The organism is Candidatus Micrarchaeum sp. (genome assembly GCF_016806735.1).
GTDB lineage: Archaea > Micrarchaeota > Micrarchaeia > Micrarchaeales > Micrarchaeaceae > Micrarchaeum_A > Micrarchaeum_A acidiphilum_A.
In genome coordinates this window covers 321,226-338,481 of the sequence record NZ_CP060530.1, presented here as the reverse complement: position 1 = coordinate 338,481, position 17,256 = coordinate 321,226, and the positions used below count along the sequence as shown (strand labels likewise).

Sequence of the window (17,256 nt, the reverse complement as noted above, 5' to 3'; positions counted from 1 at the left end):
TATAGCATCGTTCAATCTTACATCGCTCGGATCAGGTTTTTTAGTGTCAAAAAAGATAAGCGTACCTGTTGCAACGGCAGTAGCTCTAGGCGCGATAATAGGCGCAGGCATATTTGTGCTTAGCGGGACTGCAATAGCTCTCGCAGGAGCATACGCGCTTATAGCGTTTGTATTTGTCGGGATAGTTGCTGCGCTTATCGCCTTCCAGCTCGGAGAATTGGGCTCGATAATGCCGAAGGCAAAGGGTGCAGCATATTCGTTTGTATACGAGGCTTTTGGCAGCCAGCTCGGTTTCATAACCGGAATACTGCTTTATTTCAGCTTCGCTACTGCCATAGCGGCTGTAGCGCTCGGATTCGGTTCATACGCGGCCAGCTTTCTAGGGCTTGGGAGCGGATATTCCATATACATAGCCATGGTGCTCATATTCGTGCTCTCTTTGGTCAACATTTACGGCATAAAGAAAGCGGCAAAGATGGATTTCGGGCTTGTCGTAGTGAAGATAAGCATACTGGCAATATTCGTGGCTTTCGCGGCAGTATTCGCCTTTTCAGGAGGAGGACATTTCAGCTTTTCGTACCTTACAACACCGGCAAGCAAAGCAGGATTGGCTGCTATCTTTGCCGCAAGCGTGGCCATATTCTTTGCATATTCCGGATTCCAGGCAATAAGTACGTTTACTTCCGAAGTTGAAGGCGGAGCCAACAAGGCCGCCAGGGCAATAATTTATTCCGTAATCATAAGCATCGTAGTTTATGTTCTCGTAGTTCTAGCCCTTATGCTGCTTGTCCCTGTTGCAAAGTATACAGTTTCTGCAGATCCTTTGGCTTTTGCGCTCAGCTACGTACATGCTCCAGGCTATATCTCCATTATAGTGGATATAGGCGCGATGATTGCGACGACATCAGCAACGCTCGCTATGATACTTACGTCTTCCAGGATACTTTACCAGATAGGAGAAGACAAGCTTTTGCCAAAAATAGTTACGAGATTTAACAGGAAAAGAGACGTTGCGCTAAACGGGGTAATAATATCTTCTGCAATAGGCGTAGTAATGCTCTTCGCCGGAAACATATATGTCATAGCAGCAATAAGCAATTTCGGTCTGCTTTTCTCTTATATGCTTTCAAGCTTTGCCGTGATACATTTCAGGCGCATAAAAAGATCCGGAAGCTTCAAAACCCCGTTTTACCCGTATGTGCCAATAATATCCATAGTAGCAGTAATGGCGTTCATGATAGGGATGCCTAAAGAGGCGCTCGTGATAGGCGTCATGATTATAATATCGCTGATTGTCATTTATTACGCGATAATCGAAATTGACGAAAAACGCCCCGTAAAGGAAAAACTTTTCAAATGATACCATGATAGTAGGAATAATAGGCGCACCGAACAAGGGCAAGAGCACATTATTTTCGGCGCTGACATCTGGCGAGGCTAAAATTGCCAATTACCCGTTCACCACCATAGACCCGAACAAGGGCGTTGCCTACGTGTCAGAAGAATGCGCAGAGAAGAAGATAGGGAAAAAATGCGAGCCCAGAAACTCCCTTTGCGAAAACGGAATGCGATTGGTTCCGGTAAACATAATAGACGTGGCAGGATTGGTCCCTGGAGCGCACGAGGGAAAGGGAATGGGAAACCAGTTTCTAAATGACCTCGCAGGAGCTGATGGCTTCATAATAGTGGTTGACGCAAGCGGCAGAACCGATGCATATGGGAATGAGGGAGCAGGCAATCCGGCTGACGACCTCGAGATGATAATGTCAGAGCTTGTCGAATGGATTTCTGCCATAATAAAAAAGCACATGCCGCAGATGTCCAAGAAAGAATCTGGGGTGGATGCTCTTGCTGACGTGCTTACAGTATTCAATGTTACAAGGGCAAGCATAGAAACTGCCGTTGAAAGGCTTGGGCTGCAGTCTAAGCGCATAGCGTGGAGCGACGAAGAGATAAGGAAATTCTCATCGGCTGCAATACTGGGCTCGAAGCACTTTATAGTTGCGGCGAACAAGGCCGACGCAGAAGGCGCGAAAGCCAATGAAAACGCGATACGTGAAAAGGCTTCCGAACGCGGAATGGAAACCGTAATGTGCTCTGCAGCTCTTGAGCTGGCGCTGAAGAAAGCGAAGGATTCCGGAATGATAAGCTATGACCCGCTCAAGGGCAAAATAGAGATATTGGGAAATCCGAATGCAGAGCAGAAAAAGGCCCTTGATTACATGAAAGGCTTTGTCGAATCCAGAGGGACAGGGGTCCAGAAGGTGCTCAACGAGCTTGTATTCAAAGCGATGGGCAATATAGTCGTTTACCCGGTCGAGGATGAAAACAAGTTTTCCGACCATTCCGGCAACGTGCTGCCGGATGCGATCCTTATGGAAAGAGGGTCGACAGCATACGACCTGGCGATGAAAATACATACGGACATAGGCAAGGGAATGCTGTATGCGATCGACGCAATTAGCAAGATGAGGCTGGCCAAGAATTACGTGCTAAAGGACGGAGACATAATAAAAATAGTCAGCACTGCAAAATAGTTCAGTGGCGCATCTCGTTCAGCACTGCTATTATTATCGTGAAAACTATAACTATGGCCATTGGTATTGCAACCACATATCTTAGCAGAAATGAGGTTGTCAGGGCGTACGAAGTTGTATATTTAAGCATCAGCTGGGCGACAAATATTATGACGCCGTAAACTATTGAGGCGTAGACCCCGTTCAGCAGGCCGCTCTTGAGCGCGTTGGCCACGCTTGATGACTTTTCTCCGACCCTGTGGCCTATCCACACGGATATTATGAGCGGCAATATTATAACCCCTGGCAACGCCAGTATGTAATTGCCAATGGCTTTGTACGATGCTGCACTTGATGCATAGCTCTTGCCAAGCAATGCAGGAATCACGACCTCGAGGACTATTCCGATTATTATGACCAAAGCCCAAAGGAACAGGGGCCCAAAAAGGCTTGTCTTGGCATTGTCATTGCTCTCCCGATTGTTTTGGCTTTGTACAGGGATTGGATTTTTTATCCAGGGCTCCTCTCCGTTTATGCTGGTTTTCGAATCTTTTTGCGCTGCCAGGAGATCACCATACATATATACTATCTGGCAAGAGATATAAAGCGTTTGCTTTTGGACGTGCAAAAGCTTTATTAATATTCAGAAGCATATAAACCGCGTAACAAAGTGCTTATAGATGGCATCATTATATTCACCGCAATCGCAGGCAGGCGTGCTTAGCTTCTACGATGCACCCGCAAAAGGGCCAAAGCTTAACCCGAAGATAGTGCTTATTGTGGTTATTGTATTCGCTCTTGCAGTAATACTGCTGGACCACTTCATATACGTATGAAGTCTGCGGCTTTTGCGCTTGTTATAAACAGAGCCTAAGCGTTACGCAAGCCTGAATATGTCTTTTCGGACTTCAGTTACCTCTCCGCTCTCTGCCAGTATGTAAAGCACTGCCCTTATCGCTTCTTCGTCCAGTTTGCATGCCTTCGCTATAACTGGAACTGACGAGCTCTTATCGGAAATCTGTGCGGTTATTGCAGGAGTGTTAGCATTTATGAACGAGCGCATTACGATGTAAAATTTCTTGTTGAAGGCCCTGGTGCCAACCACCAGCCCTCGCCTGATGCTGTCTTCCAATGCAGCAGATATGGCCGATGCTTCCGCTTCTGTTGGCACGACTATGTATCCGGCATTCTGAAGTGCGTCCATGTACTTCTCTATGGCGCTTATGGGTGCCGTACTAGACTTTGCCGCTTCTGCCACCTTGCCCTTGCTTAGGCTCAGCTTGTATTCCTGCTTTGGCTGCTCGGCTGGCCTCTTCCGCATGAGGTAGCTGTCGTAGAACATCTTCTGTATGCTGTAGTGGGTCTTCTGCTGCTCGTCCTTGAACGGGACTATCACGTGCTTCTTCTCGAGCTGCTTGAATGTTATTCTCTCTTCTTTCCCTAGTATCTTTGCTACTTCTGGAGTGGTGCGCATGCTGTACCTTAGGGTATCAAGCTTCTTGAGGACGCTTATCTCCGCTTCGGACAGCTTGGGAACGTTGGCTGCAGGATTTTCCTGCTGCTGTGAAACTGCCGCCTGTGCGGCCGAGCCGGTTATGAGCTTGGCTATGTCGCTCCTCTTTGCTATTATGTAGTATGAGTCCTTGTATTGTATGAAGTCTATGTCATCCCCTTCCCTTATGCCAAGCGTCTTCACTACTTCCCTCGGCATGCTTATCGCGAGACCGTCCTTCACCCTATAGACCTTCGCTATTGAAACACCACATTTTTATTTATGAATTACGGAATTAATAAGATGCAAAAGCTAAAAGAGTTTGTCCTTTACACAAAAAAGTACCTCAGTATAGACGACGCTTACGCGGTAATGGCAAACGCCAAAGCGATGGGCATAAACGAAAGGTCCATGGTCGAAACTGCCGGTGCAGCGATAGCTGAAAACCTTAGCAGGAAGCACAGGAATGACAGGATAACGTTCGTGTGCGGGCCCGGCGGCAAGGGCGCCATAGGCATGGCCGCTGCAAGGCACCTGATGGACATCGCGGACGTGCAGCTTGCCTTCTTGGGAAACCCGGATGACATACACAGCGACAGCCTGAAATTCAATTACAGGATAGCGGAAAGCATAGTCGACATAGAGGTTATAGACTCCGAAGGCATCGGAAAGCTCAGGTCCATGCTGAAAAAATCCGACGACGTTGTAGATGCCATAATAGGCATAGGCATGCATGGGCGACTCGGCGAAACGATGTCACGCGCAATCAGGGCGATAAACGACTCCAATAAATATGTGATATCAATAGATGTGCCTTCAGGTGTAAACGGCGACACCGGCTCGAAAAACATAAACGCCGTGGCCCCAGACATGCTTTTTGCAATACACAAAATGAAGAGCTTTCTCGAAAAAGGCAAGTCCGATTATTCAGTAAACATATTGAACACTGGCATACCTACCTCTGTAGAGCTTATGACAGGACCAGGGGACGTAATGCTCGCGACAAAACCGAGGTTTATAAATGCGAACAAGTACGAGCACGGGACTGTTGCAGTTCTTGGAGGCAGCTCGGATTACAGGGGAGCTCCAATGTTGTCAGGCATGGCGGCAGAGCATGCGCTGGCCGCGCTTAAAACCGGTTCTGGTTATGTAACGGTAATATCGCCAGAGGATTCTTTGGTAAACGAGCAGAGGCCGATGCCTGAGCTCATACTCAAGACCATATCCAAAAAAAGATTTTCTGCAGAGGACATAGCAGAAATAAAATCAGTGAGACACGAAGCAATGGTCATAGGGCCCGGAATAAAAGAAGACTACTTCGACTACAAAGGATTCTCCGAGCTTCTCGCTTACGAGAAAAGTGCATCCAAATGGATAGTTGCAGATGCCGCTGCTCTCAAAATGCTTTCCAGGTACAAGAACCTGATAGGAAGCAACATGGTGCTGACTCCCCACACCGGAGAATTCAAGCATTTGTGCGGGATCGACCTTTCAAAGCGCGACCTCAATTCCAAGATATATACCGCAATAGATTTCGCGAAAACGTACGGATGCACGCTTGTGCTCAAAGGCAACGACACCATAATAACTGACGGCACCAGGCTAAAGATAAACAAGGCCGAGAGCCCGACGCTTTCTACAATGGGAACAGGAGACGTGCTTGCCGGCATAATAGCCAGCTACATATCGATAAACAAAGGATCGCTTTTCGAGTCTGCTGCCGCAGGCGTTTATGTTCACACCCAGATAGGAGAAATGCTGAATGAAGAGATGGGGCTTCACGCAACTGCATATGACGTGGCCGTCTCCATACCTAGAATTATAAAGGAGTTTGACAGGATTAGCTATTGATTTGATTTTGCGGAATGATAATATGCATGAATACGGACCGTATGGAGAATTGATTGAAGGGATAAGGTCTTCAATGAAAGATGCCCTTGACAGGGCGGGATATGGCGAATTCGACGAGGAGATAGCAAAGAGCATAGACACATCAAAGATGTTCGGCGACATCTCCTCTAGCGTTGTTTTGAGGATAGCGAAGGCAAAGTCTCTGAATGCGGGAGAGCTGGCAAAGAATATAGTAGAACTCATCTCGAAGCCGAAATATGTGGCGGAGGTATCACAGAAGAACGGCTTTGTAAATTTTACCATAGAGCGCAATACGTATTCAAGGGACGTCGTTGATTTCGCCGTAAGCGAAGAAAAAATATTCTCCTCGAAGGCATGGAGCGGGAAGAAGGCCATAATAGAATACCCTAGCATAAACCCCGCACACCCGATGCACATGGGCCAGGTTAGGAACGTCCTTTTGGGCGATGGAATTGCAAATCTACACGAAAGGGCAGGATACAAAGTAGAGCGTGAAGATTATATAGACGATTTGGGGCTGCAGGTCGCTGAGGTCATTTGGGGCCTGTCGCACATGGAGAAAATAGGCATAACGTTCGACAGCAATAAGAAATTCGACAGCATGATAGGGGAGGTCTACGTCGCTGTGAACAAGCTGCTCGAAGACAAAAATATAAAGGACGAGATTTCGCAGATACTTGTAAACATGGAGCAGGACGGGACATACGAATCAAAGACAGCCAGGGAAATGGCTGAAAACTTCGTCAAGGCAGAATACGAAACACTGGCAAAGATGGGCATATATCACGACGTACTTGTATGGGAAAGCGACATAGTAAGGAAGAAGCTCCTTGACGAGGCGCTGGATAAAATGCAAGGCAAGGGAATCATAACAAAACCATCAGAGGGAGAATATGCAAACTGCATAGTAATAGAGCATTCGAAGCTTGGAGACCTTGCCAGTGATTTCGGCGGACTGAAGGAGGGTGTAAAGGTTCTTGTAAGGAGCAATGGTGCTCCGAATTACGTAGCCAAGGACATCGCCTTCCATATGTGGAAGCTTGGGTTGCTGCCGAACAGCTTCTCGTATCACATGTTCATGGAGCAGGGATCCCAGAAGAAGCCGCTTTACTCTACAGGAGCTGAGGGCTCACAGATGGATTTTGGAGCAGCCGACGTTGCAATAAATACAATAGACACCAGGCAGAGCTACGAGCAGGCGGTTGTAAGGCTCGCGATAGCACTGCTTGGAGGTAGCGACTATTCTGAAAAGATCAAGCATATAGCGTATGGAGTGGTTGAGCTCGAGGGAATATCGCTTTCCGGAAGGAAGGGCACATGGGTCGGATATACGTGCGATGACCTTATAAGGGAAGCAGAAGAGAAGGCTTCGAGGCTAATAACCGACAGGTTCGAGCTCAGCGATGCAGAAAAGGCAGAAGTCGCGAGCCAGATAGCCATGTCGGCCATAAAATACGAATTCCTCAAGCTTTCCAATGAGAAGAATCTGGTTTTCTCTTGGAGCAGGGCGCTTAACTTCGAGGGCAATTCCGGGCCGTATTGCGAGTATACGCATGCAAGGGCGGAAAGAATACTCGAAAGCCCCGGAGCAGAGACCAATAAGGAGATGGGAGAGAATTATGCAGTTTCCCAGCAGGAATTCGACCTTATAAAAAGGATATCCTACGCACGGACAGTGCTTGAAAAGGCAGTCAGGGAGTGCAAGCCAAACATAGTCATAGAGTACATGACGCTTCTGGCAAGCGAATTCAGCAAATTCTACGAGACAACGCCGATATTGAAGGCGCAGGAAGAAGGCGACAAAAGCGCAAGGCTGGCGATAACGCAGGCTTTCGAGAAGCTGATGGCGGAACTCCTGCTTTCTTTGGGCATGACACCGGTAAAGCGCATGTAAAGGTGGAAAAAAGACAAAGGTATAAATCAGTTCATTATAAATTTTTCCTGCTAAGATATATGTGATATATGCGGGCCCGTAGCTCAGCTTGGATAGAGCGGCACCCTCCTAAGGTGAAGGTCGCGGGTTCAAATTCGGTTTGATCCGGTGAAAATCCCGCCGGGCCCGCCTGTAAAGTGGTTTTATGGCAAGAATGGATGGAAAGAAGGCAAAGCAAAAGGGCGCAAAGGAGCCAGTATTCCTAGTCAAAAGCGCCTCAAAGCACGGGGGCTTGGACTACCTGCACATAGGGCTAATAGCACTGGTAATAGTGCTGATAGCGTTGTCATTTTCTCTGGCCAATTTCAAATCCGTCATAGTGTGCCAATACGGGGTTTCAAGCAACAGCACCTGCATAACGCCCAAATATAACCAGTCCCAGGTACTCGATGCAGCAGGCAAGGTACTGGCCAACTACCAATACATAAATTCAAGCCTTTCGATACTTACGTATTATTCCTACCTGAACAGATCAAAAGTATCATATCAACCATCGACAAACACTTGGTCTGTAATAGTTCCGTACAGGGACCCGTTCACCAATTCAACGCTTAACGTATCTATGGAGTTTTACGGCTCAAACCTGAGCCTTGAAACACCTTTCATACAGATGGTAAGGCCAAAGAGCATAACTAACAACTCGGTGATAGCGCAAGGGGTTGTAAGCGTAAGCGGAAAGACAACGTGCGTGTCCAACACGCCAGAACCCGTTTACCTGATAACGGATCCTTATGCTCCGAGCGCCATAAGCAGCATACTGCAAGCCATAAACATAAGCAAAGCCCATTCCAATGAGATAAACATGAGCTACAAGTTTGTCTTTTCCGGATACTCGATAAGCAAATACAAGAATTACGGCGAAGAACAGACTCAGCTGCTAGGGGCTTATCTTGCATGCGGCTCAACACAGAAAGAGTTCCCACAGTTCATGAACACATTAAATACAGTGTATAACGGAAGTCCGCTCCCTAACGATACGCTGTATTCTATGGCACAGGCATCGGGATTCAACATGAGCTCGTTTGGAAACTGCATGGCCAACGCTCCGGCAACACTCCTGAGGCAGGAGCAGCTTGCAAGCTTCTACAACGTAACCTTTACCCCTGTATTCATAGCAAACTGCAAGTATGAGGCCATACCTGCAACTGCGCTTGATGCAATAAACTACTCCATAGAGCAGCTTAAGTAAAACCATGAGGGCAAATTGTTTGGTTCACATAATAGTTGGTGTGGATACGGGCAAAACCGTCGCAGTTTCATGCCTAAGGCTCGACGGAAGGCTCGTATATTCCGCTCATATGAAAAGCGGCGGAGAGGCTTGGATAATAAGCAGCATAAGAAAGGTGGGCGTGCCTAGCGTCATAGCGAGCGACAAGAAGACAAGGGGCGAAATGATAAGGAGGATAAACTCCGTTTTCAACTCCGTGCTCTTCATGCCTAAGGACAACATAATGCTTGAGGAGAAAAGGCAGGCGGCGCACGAGAGATTGATAAAGGATCCGCATGAGAGGGATGCTTACGTGGCAGCGATAAAGGCTTATAATTATTATGCTAATAAGCTTAAACAGGCGAAGCACAAGGCAGAGGAGAAAAAAGCGGAAGACATAGACGAAGTGCTTGCAAAAGTAATCAAGAAATATTCAATAAGCGAAGCAATAGAGAACAAAAACCCGGGAAGGCTCTCGAACAGGAACATCTGGGGCTAAGGCGATTGATTGGTCACGACCAGAAGGATTTACAGACCTAGGAATACGCGTTTGAAGAGAAGTACCAGGCATTCCACTTCAACGGTTATAAGACTAGCAAACATGTCGAACCTGAATTCAGTAAAATCCATATTGATGGCAATGCAGGTAGCGCTGAAATATGCAGAAAGTGTATTTGCGAAAAACCAGGGCAACTCGACAAGGCTCAAGAGGATAAGACAGTACATCTCAAGGCTAAACAATGTTTCGGATCTGCTTCATACTGACGTGAATTTGGAGCCTGAAGTGCTTTATAAGGAGCTAAGGCTCGCATCCATAGCGTACGTTAATCTTTTTTATGGAGCAAGCAAAGCAGATAGGGAAACCTTCATGTCGTCGTGCATGAGCGACAGTTATGGCAGGACCATAGAACCGTCAAATAACCTGATACTGCTTCCGTCCATGTTTGCAGAGAACGGAGTGCCGATAGGAAAGGCCTCCTTCAGCATACTTGCTGGCCTTCACAGAAAATCCTTCATGGCAATAAAGCATGCGATGAAATCGGCAGTGAGCGTTGAGCTTTTCAGGAATTCCTCAGCCATAGGGAACAATACCGAAAGCTTGGAAAGGCTCAACAAAAGCATATACGAGATAGATGGCATAATGAGCAACATCCATGGCCTTATGAAGGATTACGAGATGGTAGAGGCCAAGAAGCTTGATCTTATAGCCGAAATGTGCGATATAGGGGACAAAAGCGGCTTCCCAGTGGACAGCGTCATAGAATCCGTTTCAGCGCCATACATGTCCAAGCGCTCAAGCATAATGAGGAAGTAGCAAAACAACAAATATTAATAATCTGAAGCACAGAAACCATTATGCGCTCCCGTCGTCTAGTCCGGTCAAGGACGCAGGCCTCTCAAGTCTGAAACTCGGGTTCAAATCCCGGCGGGAGCACCTGGCATTTTCGCCGGCAAGCGCGGGTTCGAAAAGGGAAATAAATTTCGCAGAATAGGCTGTTTCTGAAGCTTCTTAATGATTTCTACAAGTTGCAAACCTATTTATATTAGAGATTTGGGAATGGTTCTTATGCCGCACAAATTTCAGAGGAACCTGCTGACGGACAGAGGCATAAGAGAAGCAGAGACAGCTGGAATGCTTAGGCTTGATCCAGAGCTTGAAGGCAAGCAGAGACAGCCTGCTAGCATAGACCTTAAATTTGACAGAATAATGGATGACGAGCCTGTTTATATAGCCAATGGAAAATTCAACGAACATATCTCGGATTTGGATGATGTCTTAAAGCCAAAGTACGAAAGCGATGTAAAGACCACAAATTCTATAGTGCTTGATGATTTGCTGATGCCTTTCGTGGAACTAAGATCAAGCATGAGGCGCTTGGGCTGCTATAACCTCATACCATGGATAAGCGCCACATATGCATCCAACGCAAAAAATATAGGCGGCTACGGAATGGCCATTGAAATTGTGAATTACTCTGACATGGGCATAAAGCTCAGGAAAGGGGATAGAATAGCGCAGTTGATGCTGTTTTTTGATTCGCCTTCAAGAGAAGCGCTTGACGACCCAAATATCTACTTGACACCGAATGCCAGCAAAGAAGGTTATAAGAGGCATTTAGATATTGACCACGGCTATGAAGTAACGTCTAATTCGGAACTCAGGTCGCTCTCGTCCAACGGATATTTCAGCGTTGAGCCCAACCTAAGCATTTATAAGGGACTTGTAGCAGTGCATGCCGGAAAGCGGGCACGAGTACTCAAATATTCCGGATTTGTGGATTTCTCCTCAAAACCCAAAATGTCTGAATTTTACGAAGAAGTAGAGCTTCCTTACAGGATGAAACCAGGAGAGTTGATAGACGTAGATACTGTTGAAAGCCTACACCTATCCAAACACATAGGAATTGTATTCCACAGCGAATATCTGTTCAAAAGCTTCTTTGCGAACAGAAGAGCCATAGAAATGGGAAAAAGCGATTCACTTCTGGCCTTGAAATGGGATGGGTGGATAGATCCAGGATATAGCGGCGGTTTCTCTAGACAACCTAAGACGTATTATAGAGATGGAAAGACAATAAAGCCTGGAGACGTGCTCGGATACGGCAGCGTGTTTTTCTTTCCCGAGGGAGTAGAAAGGCCGTACGGAAGTGATGGATTGGAAAGTCATTACCAGAATGGTGCACCTGATTCCCACATTTAGGCTCATACTGTTGGCTTGAGAAATGGCAATTTATACACTCAATTGCAAGAGGATAAAGCACGAATGGCATAATAATTTTGTGTAAGATAATAATGATGCAAGGGCCCGTAGTCGATTGGTAAGACGTTCCCCTCACACGGGAAAGATACGGAGTTCGATTCTCCGCGGGCCCACGTATTTTTATCTTAATCATAGCGTACGGCATTGCACGAAAACAATAATAATCAGCACATAGATAGTTGAAAGATGCAATGCAGATCATAAAACCTAAAAGGCTTGATGAAGGCGATACGGTAGCCATAGTTTCACCTTCGGCTGGGGTTCCGGCACTGTTTCCGCATATATACGAGCACGGGCTGGATATGCTAAAAAAGCACCTCAGGCTTGAAGTTAAGGAGTATAATACAGCTAGGAAGAGCAATGATTACCTTTACAGGCATCCCCGTGAAAGGGCCGAAGACATAAACGAAGCTTTTGCCGACAAAGAGGTAAAAGCAATAGTCGCAAGCATAGGCGGTGACGATTCGGTAAGGATATTGGATTATTTAGACATGAAAATGATAAGGAAGAATCCAAAGATCATAATGGGCTTTTCGGATTCCACTACGTTTTTGGATTACATACACTTAAAAACAGGGCTCATGACCTATTACGGGCCTACGATAATGGCGGGATTTTCACAAACGGAAAGATTTCCAGGTTCGTTTTTGGATATTATGAAGAACCTGCTTTTCGAGCCCGGAGAGGGATACGAGTATCACAGCTTCCCTTTTTGGTCCGACGGGTACCCTGAATGGGCTGAAAAGAGCAATATAGGAAAGATAAAGGAAAGGCACAGTAACGATGGATGGCACTGGCTGCAGGGAAAAGGCGTAGCTAAAGGCAGGTTGTTCGGAGGCTGCGCAGACGCGCTAGAATTCATGAAAGGTACGCGCTTCTGGCCTAAAAAGGATTTTTGGAACGGAAAGATATTGTTTCTAGAGACATCAGAAGACAAGCCCTTGCCGGATACCGTAAAGTACTGGATAAGAAATTACGGCAGCCAGGGCATTCTCGAAAAGATAGCCGCACTGTTGATTGCGATACCATCTGGTTATTCGATAGAAGAAAAGGCAAAAATGGAGGAGAAAGTACACTCTGTGCTTGATTTGGAATTTGGAGTAGGCAGTATTCCATTAGTAACCAACATGGATTTTGGACACACAGATCCAAAATTCGTCCTGCCGATTGGTGCGATGGCCGAAGTCGACGCGAACAAAAAAAGATTCAGGCTCTTGGAAAAATCAGTTGCATAAGCTCTTGATTCATGGATGCTGCTGATGCAGATAATTGCCAGAATAGCCTCCGGAGCCTTTCACTTCTTCCAGTATAATCTGGCATATCTTTATTCCTGGAATTAGCCTGAGTTTTACCTTTGACAGGTTGGCTATTTCTAGCACTACCCTCCCGTCGCTGCCAGGCTGTACAAAACCGCTGCTTACGTGCACAAGAAGGCCGACCCTTGCGAAGCGCGACCTTCCTTCTATCCTTCCCGAAATGTTTTTTGGGAGCTTTATGGATTCTTTTGTTATCCCATTTATGAATTGGCCTGGCTTTAGTATTATCCCGCTTTTGCCGGCTTTTACAAGCTCGCTTATCGAACCGTGCTCGATCGCTTCTGAAACATCAATTATGCCCTTATGGCTGCGAAATATGCGAAACTCATCACCTAAGTGGAGATCTATAGACCCTGCGCCTATCTGCGAAAGCTCGAAAGGCGTTATATTTAGGTCTCCGGATTTTATCATTTTTGTTATTTCAGATTTTGCAAGCACTGCCATATGATCAGTCCGTTATGTGAACTTTTACATTATAATACTGCGTGAACATCTTTTCTATTGTTGCCTTGGCATTTTCAATTTGCATCTTTATCTCTGCCTGGTGCTCCAGATTAGACATTCTGCTTCTGCGTTCTGATTCTATTGTTGTTGCTTTTTTCCTTGTTTCGTATAGCTTGTTGTCATAATCCTTTTCCTGATGCTCGAGCTCGGCCTTTTGTTCCATTGATGAATTGGCTTCGGCGATTGCGGAATCTATCCCTGCATTTATCGCGTCGTTTATCTGCTCCAGTATTTGCGCACTGTTTTCTATTTTTATGCTGCCATCGGAAACCTTTGCGCCCATGTCCTTGAGCATAGTAATAAAGCTAGCGTATGAGAGTTCGTTGCCGATTTTTGAGATTGGAGAGGATATTATGCTTGCAAGGCTCGTTTTGCTTGAGCTAGAATGGTCGTACTTCCTGGCTGTGCGCTCCAATGGTTTAAGCACAAGTTCTATGTCAGATTTCATGGAATTATACCTACTTTCGGCCTTTATTATTGAATCTTTTATTGCGTTTAGCTTGCTTTCTATTTCCGCCCTTTCGGCTTCTATCGATTCGCGGTTTGAATCTGATGCAGGCTTATCTTCCTCGTTAGTTGATATGTAGAGCTCGTTCTTCAATGAGATTGCCTTCCCAATTTCGTCCCTTAGAGCAATGTATGACCTGAATCCTTGCTCAAATTTATTGAGTTCGTATTCCAAGTCCTTGAGGTTTTTCTCCAGCAGTTGGAAGGGCTTCTTGAAGAGCTTCATTTCCTCAGAATAACCCATCACTACCCCTTTGAAATTTGCGTTTGTTGACAGCAGCCGCGATATGAAATCGGCATAGGTTACTTGCACTCCCCTTATGTCCTCGTATTTTGTGTCATACTTTATAGAATTGAGGGCTTCGTTGAGCGAGGATATGGAGTTGTTCAATGACTCTATGTATTTCGGCTTCTGCGCTTTTATGAAGCTCATGCTCATCCTGCCAGTGAATTCTTCATCAGGATCATTTTCCATTTTGGAGAACTTTTCTAAAGAAGCTCCGAAACTGTCCAATGCCAAGGCTAGCCTGCCTAATATTGGAGAACATCTGTCTATTACTGGACCAGAAAGAGCCTCGAATCTTTCCCTTAGATAGCTCTCGCATGAATCTAATGCCAGGTCTACCTGTTTCGGCTCCTTGCTGAAAAATGACATCCTCAATGACCTTTATCCTCAGATTCGTAGAATACCCTATGGCGGGGCTGACCCTCGACAATATCCTTTGCTGCAGAAGTAACGCTGTGGAACGCTTCGCTTCTGACAAACCCCATAAAGCTGTCCATCCCGTCCCATTCGCTGTATATCATGTACTCGCTAGGGTCTGAAACTTCCTTGTATAGCTTTGCGAGCCTAAAGCCTTCTCCCTTAGACAGGTATTCGACGACATCTTTGAATTTGGATTCGAATTCATGCTCGTGACCTTTCTTTATCTTATAGTACAACCCTACATTTATCATTTTACCACAGATTTTATTTTTATTAAACAATTATAAGGTTTGTCCAGTATTTAGCTTTCACTGGAAGGCGTAAACAATGTCTTTGCATATAGCATTGCCCGAGCTGACATATTTCCTACAGCATCAGTATTTGTAGAATCCTTCTCCTATCTTTTTTCCAAGCTTTTTCTGCTCAACCATTTCTACAAGAAGTCTTTCAGGTTTATATTTCTCGTCTTTTGTAGCCTTATATATTGAATTTGTTATGTCTAGGCATACATCAAGCCCTATGAAGTCCGCTAGCTCAAGTGGGCCCATTGGGTGCCTTAGGCCAAGCTTTACTATAGCATCTATGCCTTCCTTTGTAGCTACATTTTTCTCTAAAAGAAGGATTGCCTCGTTTAGCATCGGCATAAGTATGCTGTTGGCTACGAAGCCAGGATAATCCTTTACTTTTATCGGAGTCTTGTCGCACATTTCAGAAAACTTGAATGCGAGTTCGGTGGCTTTTTGAGAAGTTTTCTCTCCAGTTATTATCTCCACGGGTTTCATAACCGGTACCGGATTGAAGAAATGCATTCCGATAAACATTTCGGGATTTGCAAGGCTGTTTGCCAGCAGCGTTATCGATATCGATGATGTATTCGTAGCTATGAGCGATCCCTTTGCGTATTTCTCGCATTCCCTTAGCACGCTTATTTTTGATTCTAATATTTCGGATACTGCTTCTATTACCAACGCAGAACCTGAAATTGCATCATACTTATTCGTTACTTTTAACCTTGAAAGCATATTGTTGCGGTCCGATTCTTTTAGCGAACCTTTTGCAATTGCTTTTGATATTCCAGCGTTCATCAAATCCAAGCCTTTCTTTGCAGATTCTTCGCTCCTTCCAACCAGGACTACATCAAATCCAGATTGTAGAAATGCCTGCGCTATGCCTGTACCCATTGTACCTGGCCCTATTACAGAAATCTTTTCCCCCATTTATTCCGCCCTGCTTATAACCATTGACGATGAGCCGCCTCCCCCGTGGCAAAGGGACACTATCCCTAAATGCTTGCCGCGTTTTTGCATTGCGTGGGACAGAGTTGCAAGAAGCTTTGCTCCTGAAGCTCCCAACGGATGACCAAGAGCAGTGGCACCTCCATTGACATTGAGCTTGCTCATATCTATTCCCATATCCTTTACAACCCCGAGAACCTGTACACAGAATGCCTCGTTTATTTCTATCAGGTCCATCTCGTCAAGAGTGTGCCCGGATTTTGAAAGTGCATGTTCCATCGAATCCTTCGGTGAAAGCCCATACCATTGCGGATCGATTCCTGCATCTGCATATGATTCGATTTTAGCCAATGGCTTCAGGTTTAGCTCATTGAGTTTTTTTCCAGATATTACTATTGCAAATGCAGCTCCATCACTTAGCTGCGATGCGTTTCCTGCAGTAACAGTCCCATTCTCCACAAACGCCGGCTTCAGCTTCGAAAGGATTTCCAGGCTCGTGTCCCTACGTATCCCCTCGTCCGTATCGATAACACTGCCGTCTTTGAGCCTTATATTTACTATCTCGTCCTTGAACATGCCCGAATCTGTAGCACTGGCAGCCTTCCTGTGGCTCTCAAGGGCAAATTCATCCTGCTCTTTCCTGCTTATCGAATATTTTTTGCTTATCTTCTCGGCTATTGCCCCCATGTGCATATCGGAGTAGCAGTCCCACAGCCCCGTCTTTATCATCTCGTCCTCAAGTTCAAAGTCTATGCTGCTGGCTGTTTTTGAGTAGCCGTACGCTTCTTCCAAGCTTATTGAACCTAGCTTCCTAAACTTTCTCAATCCTTTTATAGCATGGGGCGCGTTTGACATGCTTTCCATGCCGCCTGCTATGATCATATCAGAGTTTCCAGCTTGTATAGATTCTGCGGCTAAAGATATTGCTTTTAAGCCTGAAGCGCATACCATGTTTACGTTAAGCGTTGGTATACTGTTTGGCAATCCGGAATGGACAATTACCTGCTTAGCGGGGTTTTGACCCAATCCTGCTGAAAGGACGTTGCCAGCTATTATTCCGTCTATGCTCTCTTTTTTTATCCCTGATCTTTGCACCAATTCGGTTACAACCTGCACAGCCAGATCCGTTGCCGAAAGCCCTGATAAGCTACCAAGGAATTTTCCAACTGGGCTTCTGAGAATTTCCAGTATGTATGCATCTTCCATT

Annotated in this window: 17 protein-coding genes and 3 tRNA genes; 13 read left to right on the top strand and 7 right to left on the bottom strand. The window is 45.8% G+C overall.

What is annotated here, in order from left to right; translation table 11 throughout:
- The first annotated feature begins 43 nt into the window (after positions 1-43).
- On the top strand, positions 44-1,360 hold the full coding sequence (locus tag Micr_RS01845) for an APC family permease (RefSeq protein WP_226803570.1): 1,317 nt from the start codon (positions 44-46) through the stop codon (positions 1,358-1,360).
- Positions 1,361-1,364: 4 nt separating this feature from the next.
- A complete protein-coding gene (gene ychF / locus Micr_RS01840) occupies positions 1,365-2,537 on the top strand; it encodes a YchF-related putative GTPase (protein WP_226803569.1) in 1,173 nt (390 codons plus the stop codon).
- A gap of 1 nt (position 2,538) precedes the next feature.
- On the opposite strand, the gene Micr_RS01835 is transcribed toward ychF, so the two are convergent.
- Positions 2,539-3,096 (bottom strand): hypothetical protein, encoded by a 558-nt coding sequence (locus Micr_RS01835; protein WP_203134957.1) that lies wholly within the window; start codon positions 3,094-3,096, stop codon positions 2,539-2,541.
- A gap of 100 nt (positions 3,097-3,196) precedes the next feature.
- Here Micr_RS01835 and Micr_RS01830 point away from each other — a divergent pair, with 100 nt between their 5' ends.
- Positions 3,197-3,352 carry a preprotein translocase subunit Sec61beta gene (locus Micr_RS01830; protein ID WP_203134956.1) on the top strand — a complete coding sequence of 52 codons (156 nt, stop codon included), beginning with the start codon at positions 3,197-3,199 and terminating at the stop codon, positions 3,350-3,352.
- A gap of 41 nt (positions 3,353-3,393) precedes the next feature.
- On the opposite strand, the gene Micr_RS01825 is transcribed toward Micr_RS01830, so the two are convergent.
- The gene (locus Micr_RS01825; protein WP_203134955.1) at positions 3,394-4,251 is read right to left on the bottom strand and encodes an AbrB/MazE/SpoVT family DNA-binding domain-containing protein; all 858 of its coding nucleotides are present in this window, start codon (positions 4,249-4,251) and stop codon (positions 3,394-3,396) included.
- A 60-nt stretch (positions 4,252-4,311) separates the two neighbouring features.
- Here Micr_RS01825 and Micr_RS01820 point away from each other — a divergent pair, with 60 nt between their 5' ends.
- The 10 genes from Micr_RS01820 to Micr_RS01775 all read left to right on the top strand — a co-directional run bounded on the left by Micr_RS01820 (position 4,312) and on the right by Micr_RS01775 (position 13,016).
- Entirely contained in the window at positions 4,312-5,859 is a 1,548-nt protein-coding gene (locus tag Micr_RS01820) for an NAD(P)H-hydrate dehydratase (protein WP_203134954.1), read from the top strand.
- Positions 5,860-5,881: 22 nt separating this feature from the next.
- The gene (locus Micr_RS01815) at positions 5,882-7,774 is read left to right on the top strand and encodes an arginine--tRNA ligase (RefSeq protein ID WP_203134953.1); all 1,893 of its coding nucleotides are present in this window, start codon (positions 5,882-5,884) and stop codon (positions 7,772-7,774) included.
- Positions 7,775-7,846: 72 nt separating this feature from the next.
- Positions 7,847-7,942 (top strand) — tRNA-Arg (locus tag Micr_RS01810).
- 16 nt (positions 7,943-7,958) lie between these two features.
- On the top strand, positions 7,959-9,002 hold the full coding sequence (locus tag Micr_RS01805) for a DsbA family protein (protein ID WP_203134952.1): 1,044 nt from the start codon (positions 7,959-7,961) through the stop codon (positions 9,000-9,002).
- 4 nt (positions 9,003-9,006) lie between these two features.
- Positions 9,007-9,519 (top strand): DUF460 domain-containing protein, encoded by a 513-nt coding sequence (locus tag Micr_RS01800; RefSeq protein WP_203134951.1) that lies wholly within the window; start codon positions 9,007-9,009, stop codon positions 9,517-9,519.
- A 51-nt stretch (positions 9,520-9,570) separates the two neighbouring features.
- Entirely contained in the window at positions 9,571-10,335 is a 765-nt protein-coding gene (locus Micr_RS01795; protein ID WP_203134950.1) for a hypothetical protein, read from the top strand.
- Between the two features lie 45 nt (positions 10,336-10,380).
- A tRNA-Glu gene (locus Micr_RS01790) sits at positions 10,381-10,455 on the top strand.
- Between the two features lie 132 nt (positions 10,456-10,587).
- Positions 10,588-11,721, top strand: a complete 1,134-nt coding sequence (locus Micr_RS01785; RefSeq protein WP_203134949.1) for a dCTP deaminase domain-containing protein — start codon at positions 10,588-10,590, stop codon at positions 11,719-11,721.
- Between the two features lie 101 nt (positions 11,722-11,822).
- Positions 11,823-11,894, top strand: a tRNA-Val gene (locus Micr_RS01780).
- A gap of 78 nt (positions 11,895-11,972) precedes the next feature.
- Complete coding sequence (locus tag Micr_RS01775; protein WP_203134948.1) at positions 11,973-13,016, top strand: S66 family peptidase; 1,044 nt, start codon at positions 11,973-11,975, stop codon at positions 13,014-13,016.
- Positions 13,017-13,025: 9 nt separating this feature from the next.
- Here the strand turns inward: Micr_RS01775 and dcd are convergent, their stop codons facing one another.
- From dcd to Micr_RS01750, 5 genes are all read right to left on the bottom strand, one after another.
- Positions 13,026-13,541, bottom strand: coding sequence for a dCTP deaminase (dcd, locus tag Micr_RS01770; RefSeq protein ID WP_203134947.1), 516 nt, complete (start codon positions 13,539-13,541; stop codon positions 13,026-13,028).
- Positions 13,542-13,545: 4 nt separating this feature from the next.
- Positions 13,546-14,763, bottom strand: coding sequence for a hypothetical protein (locus tag Micr_RS01765; RefSeq protein WP_203134946.1), 1,218 nt, complete (start codon positions 14,761-14,763; stop codon positions 13,546-13,548).
- Positions 14,764-14,765: 2 nt separating this feature from the next.
- Entirely contained in the window at positions 14,766-15,065 is a 300-nt protein-coding gene (locus Micr_RS01760; protein ID WP_203134945.1) for an antibiotic biosynthesis monooxygenase family protein, read from the bottom strand.
- 123 nt (positions 15,066-15,188) lie between these two features.
- On the bottom strand, positions 15,189-16,031 hold the full coding sequence (locus Micr_RS01755) for a 3-hydroxyacyl-CoA dehydrogenase family protein (protein ID WP_203134944.1): 843 nt from the start codon (positions 16,029-16,031) through the stop codon (positions 15,189-15,191).
- Positions 16,032-17,255 (bottom strand): thiolase family protein, encoded by a 1,224-nt coding sequence (locus tag Micr_RS01750; protein WP_203134943.1) that lies wholly within the window; start codon positions 17,253-17,255, stop codon positions 16,032-16,034. It abuts the gene before it with no gap.
- Position 17,256: the final 1 nt, after the last annotated feature.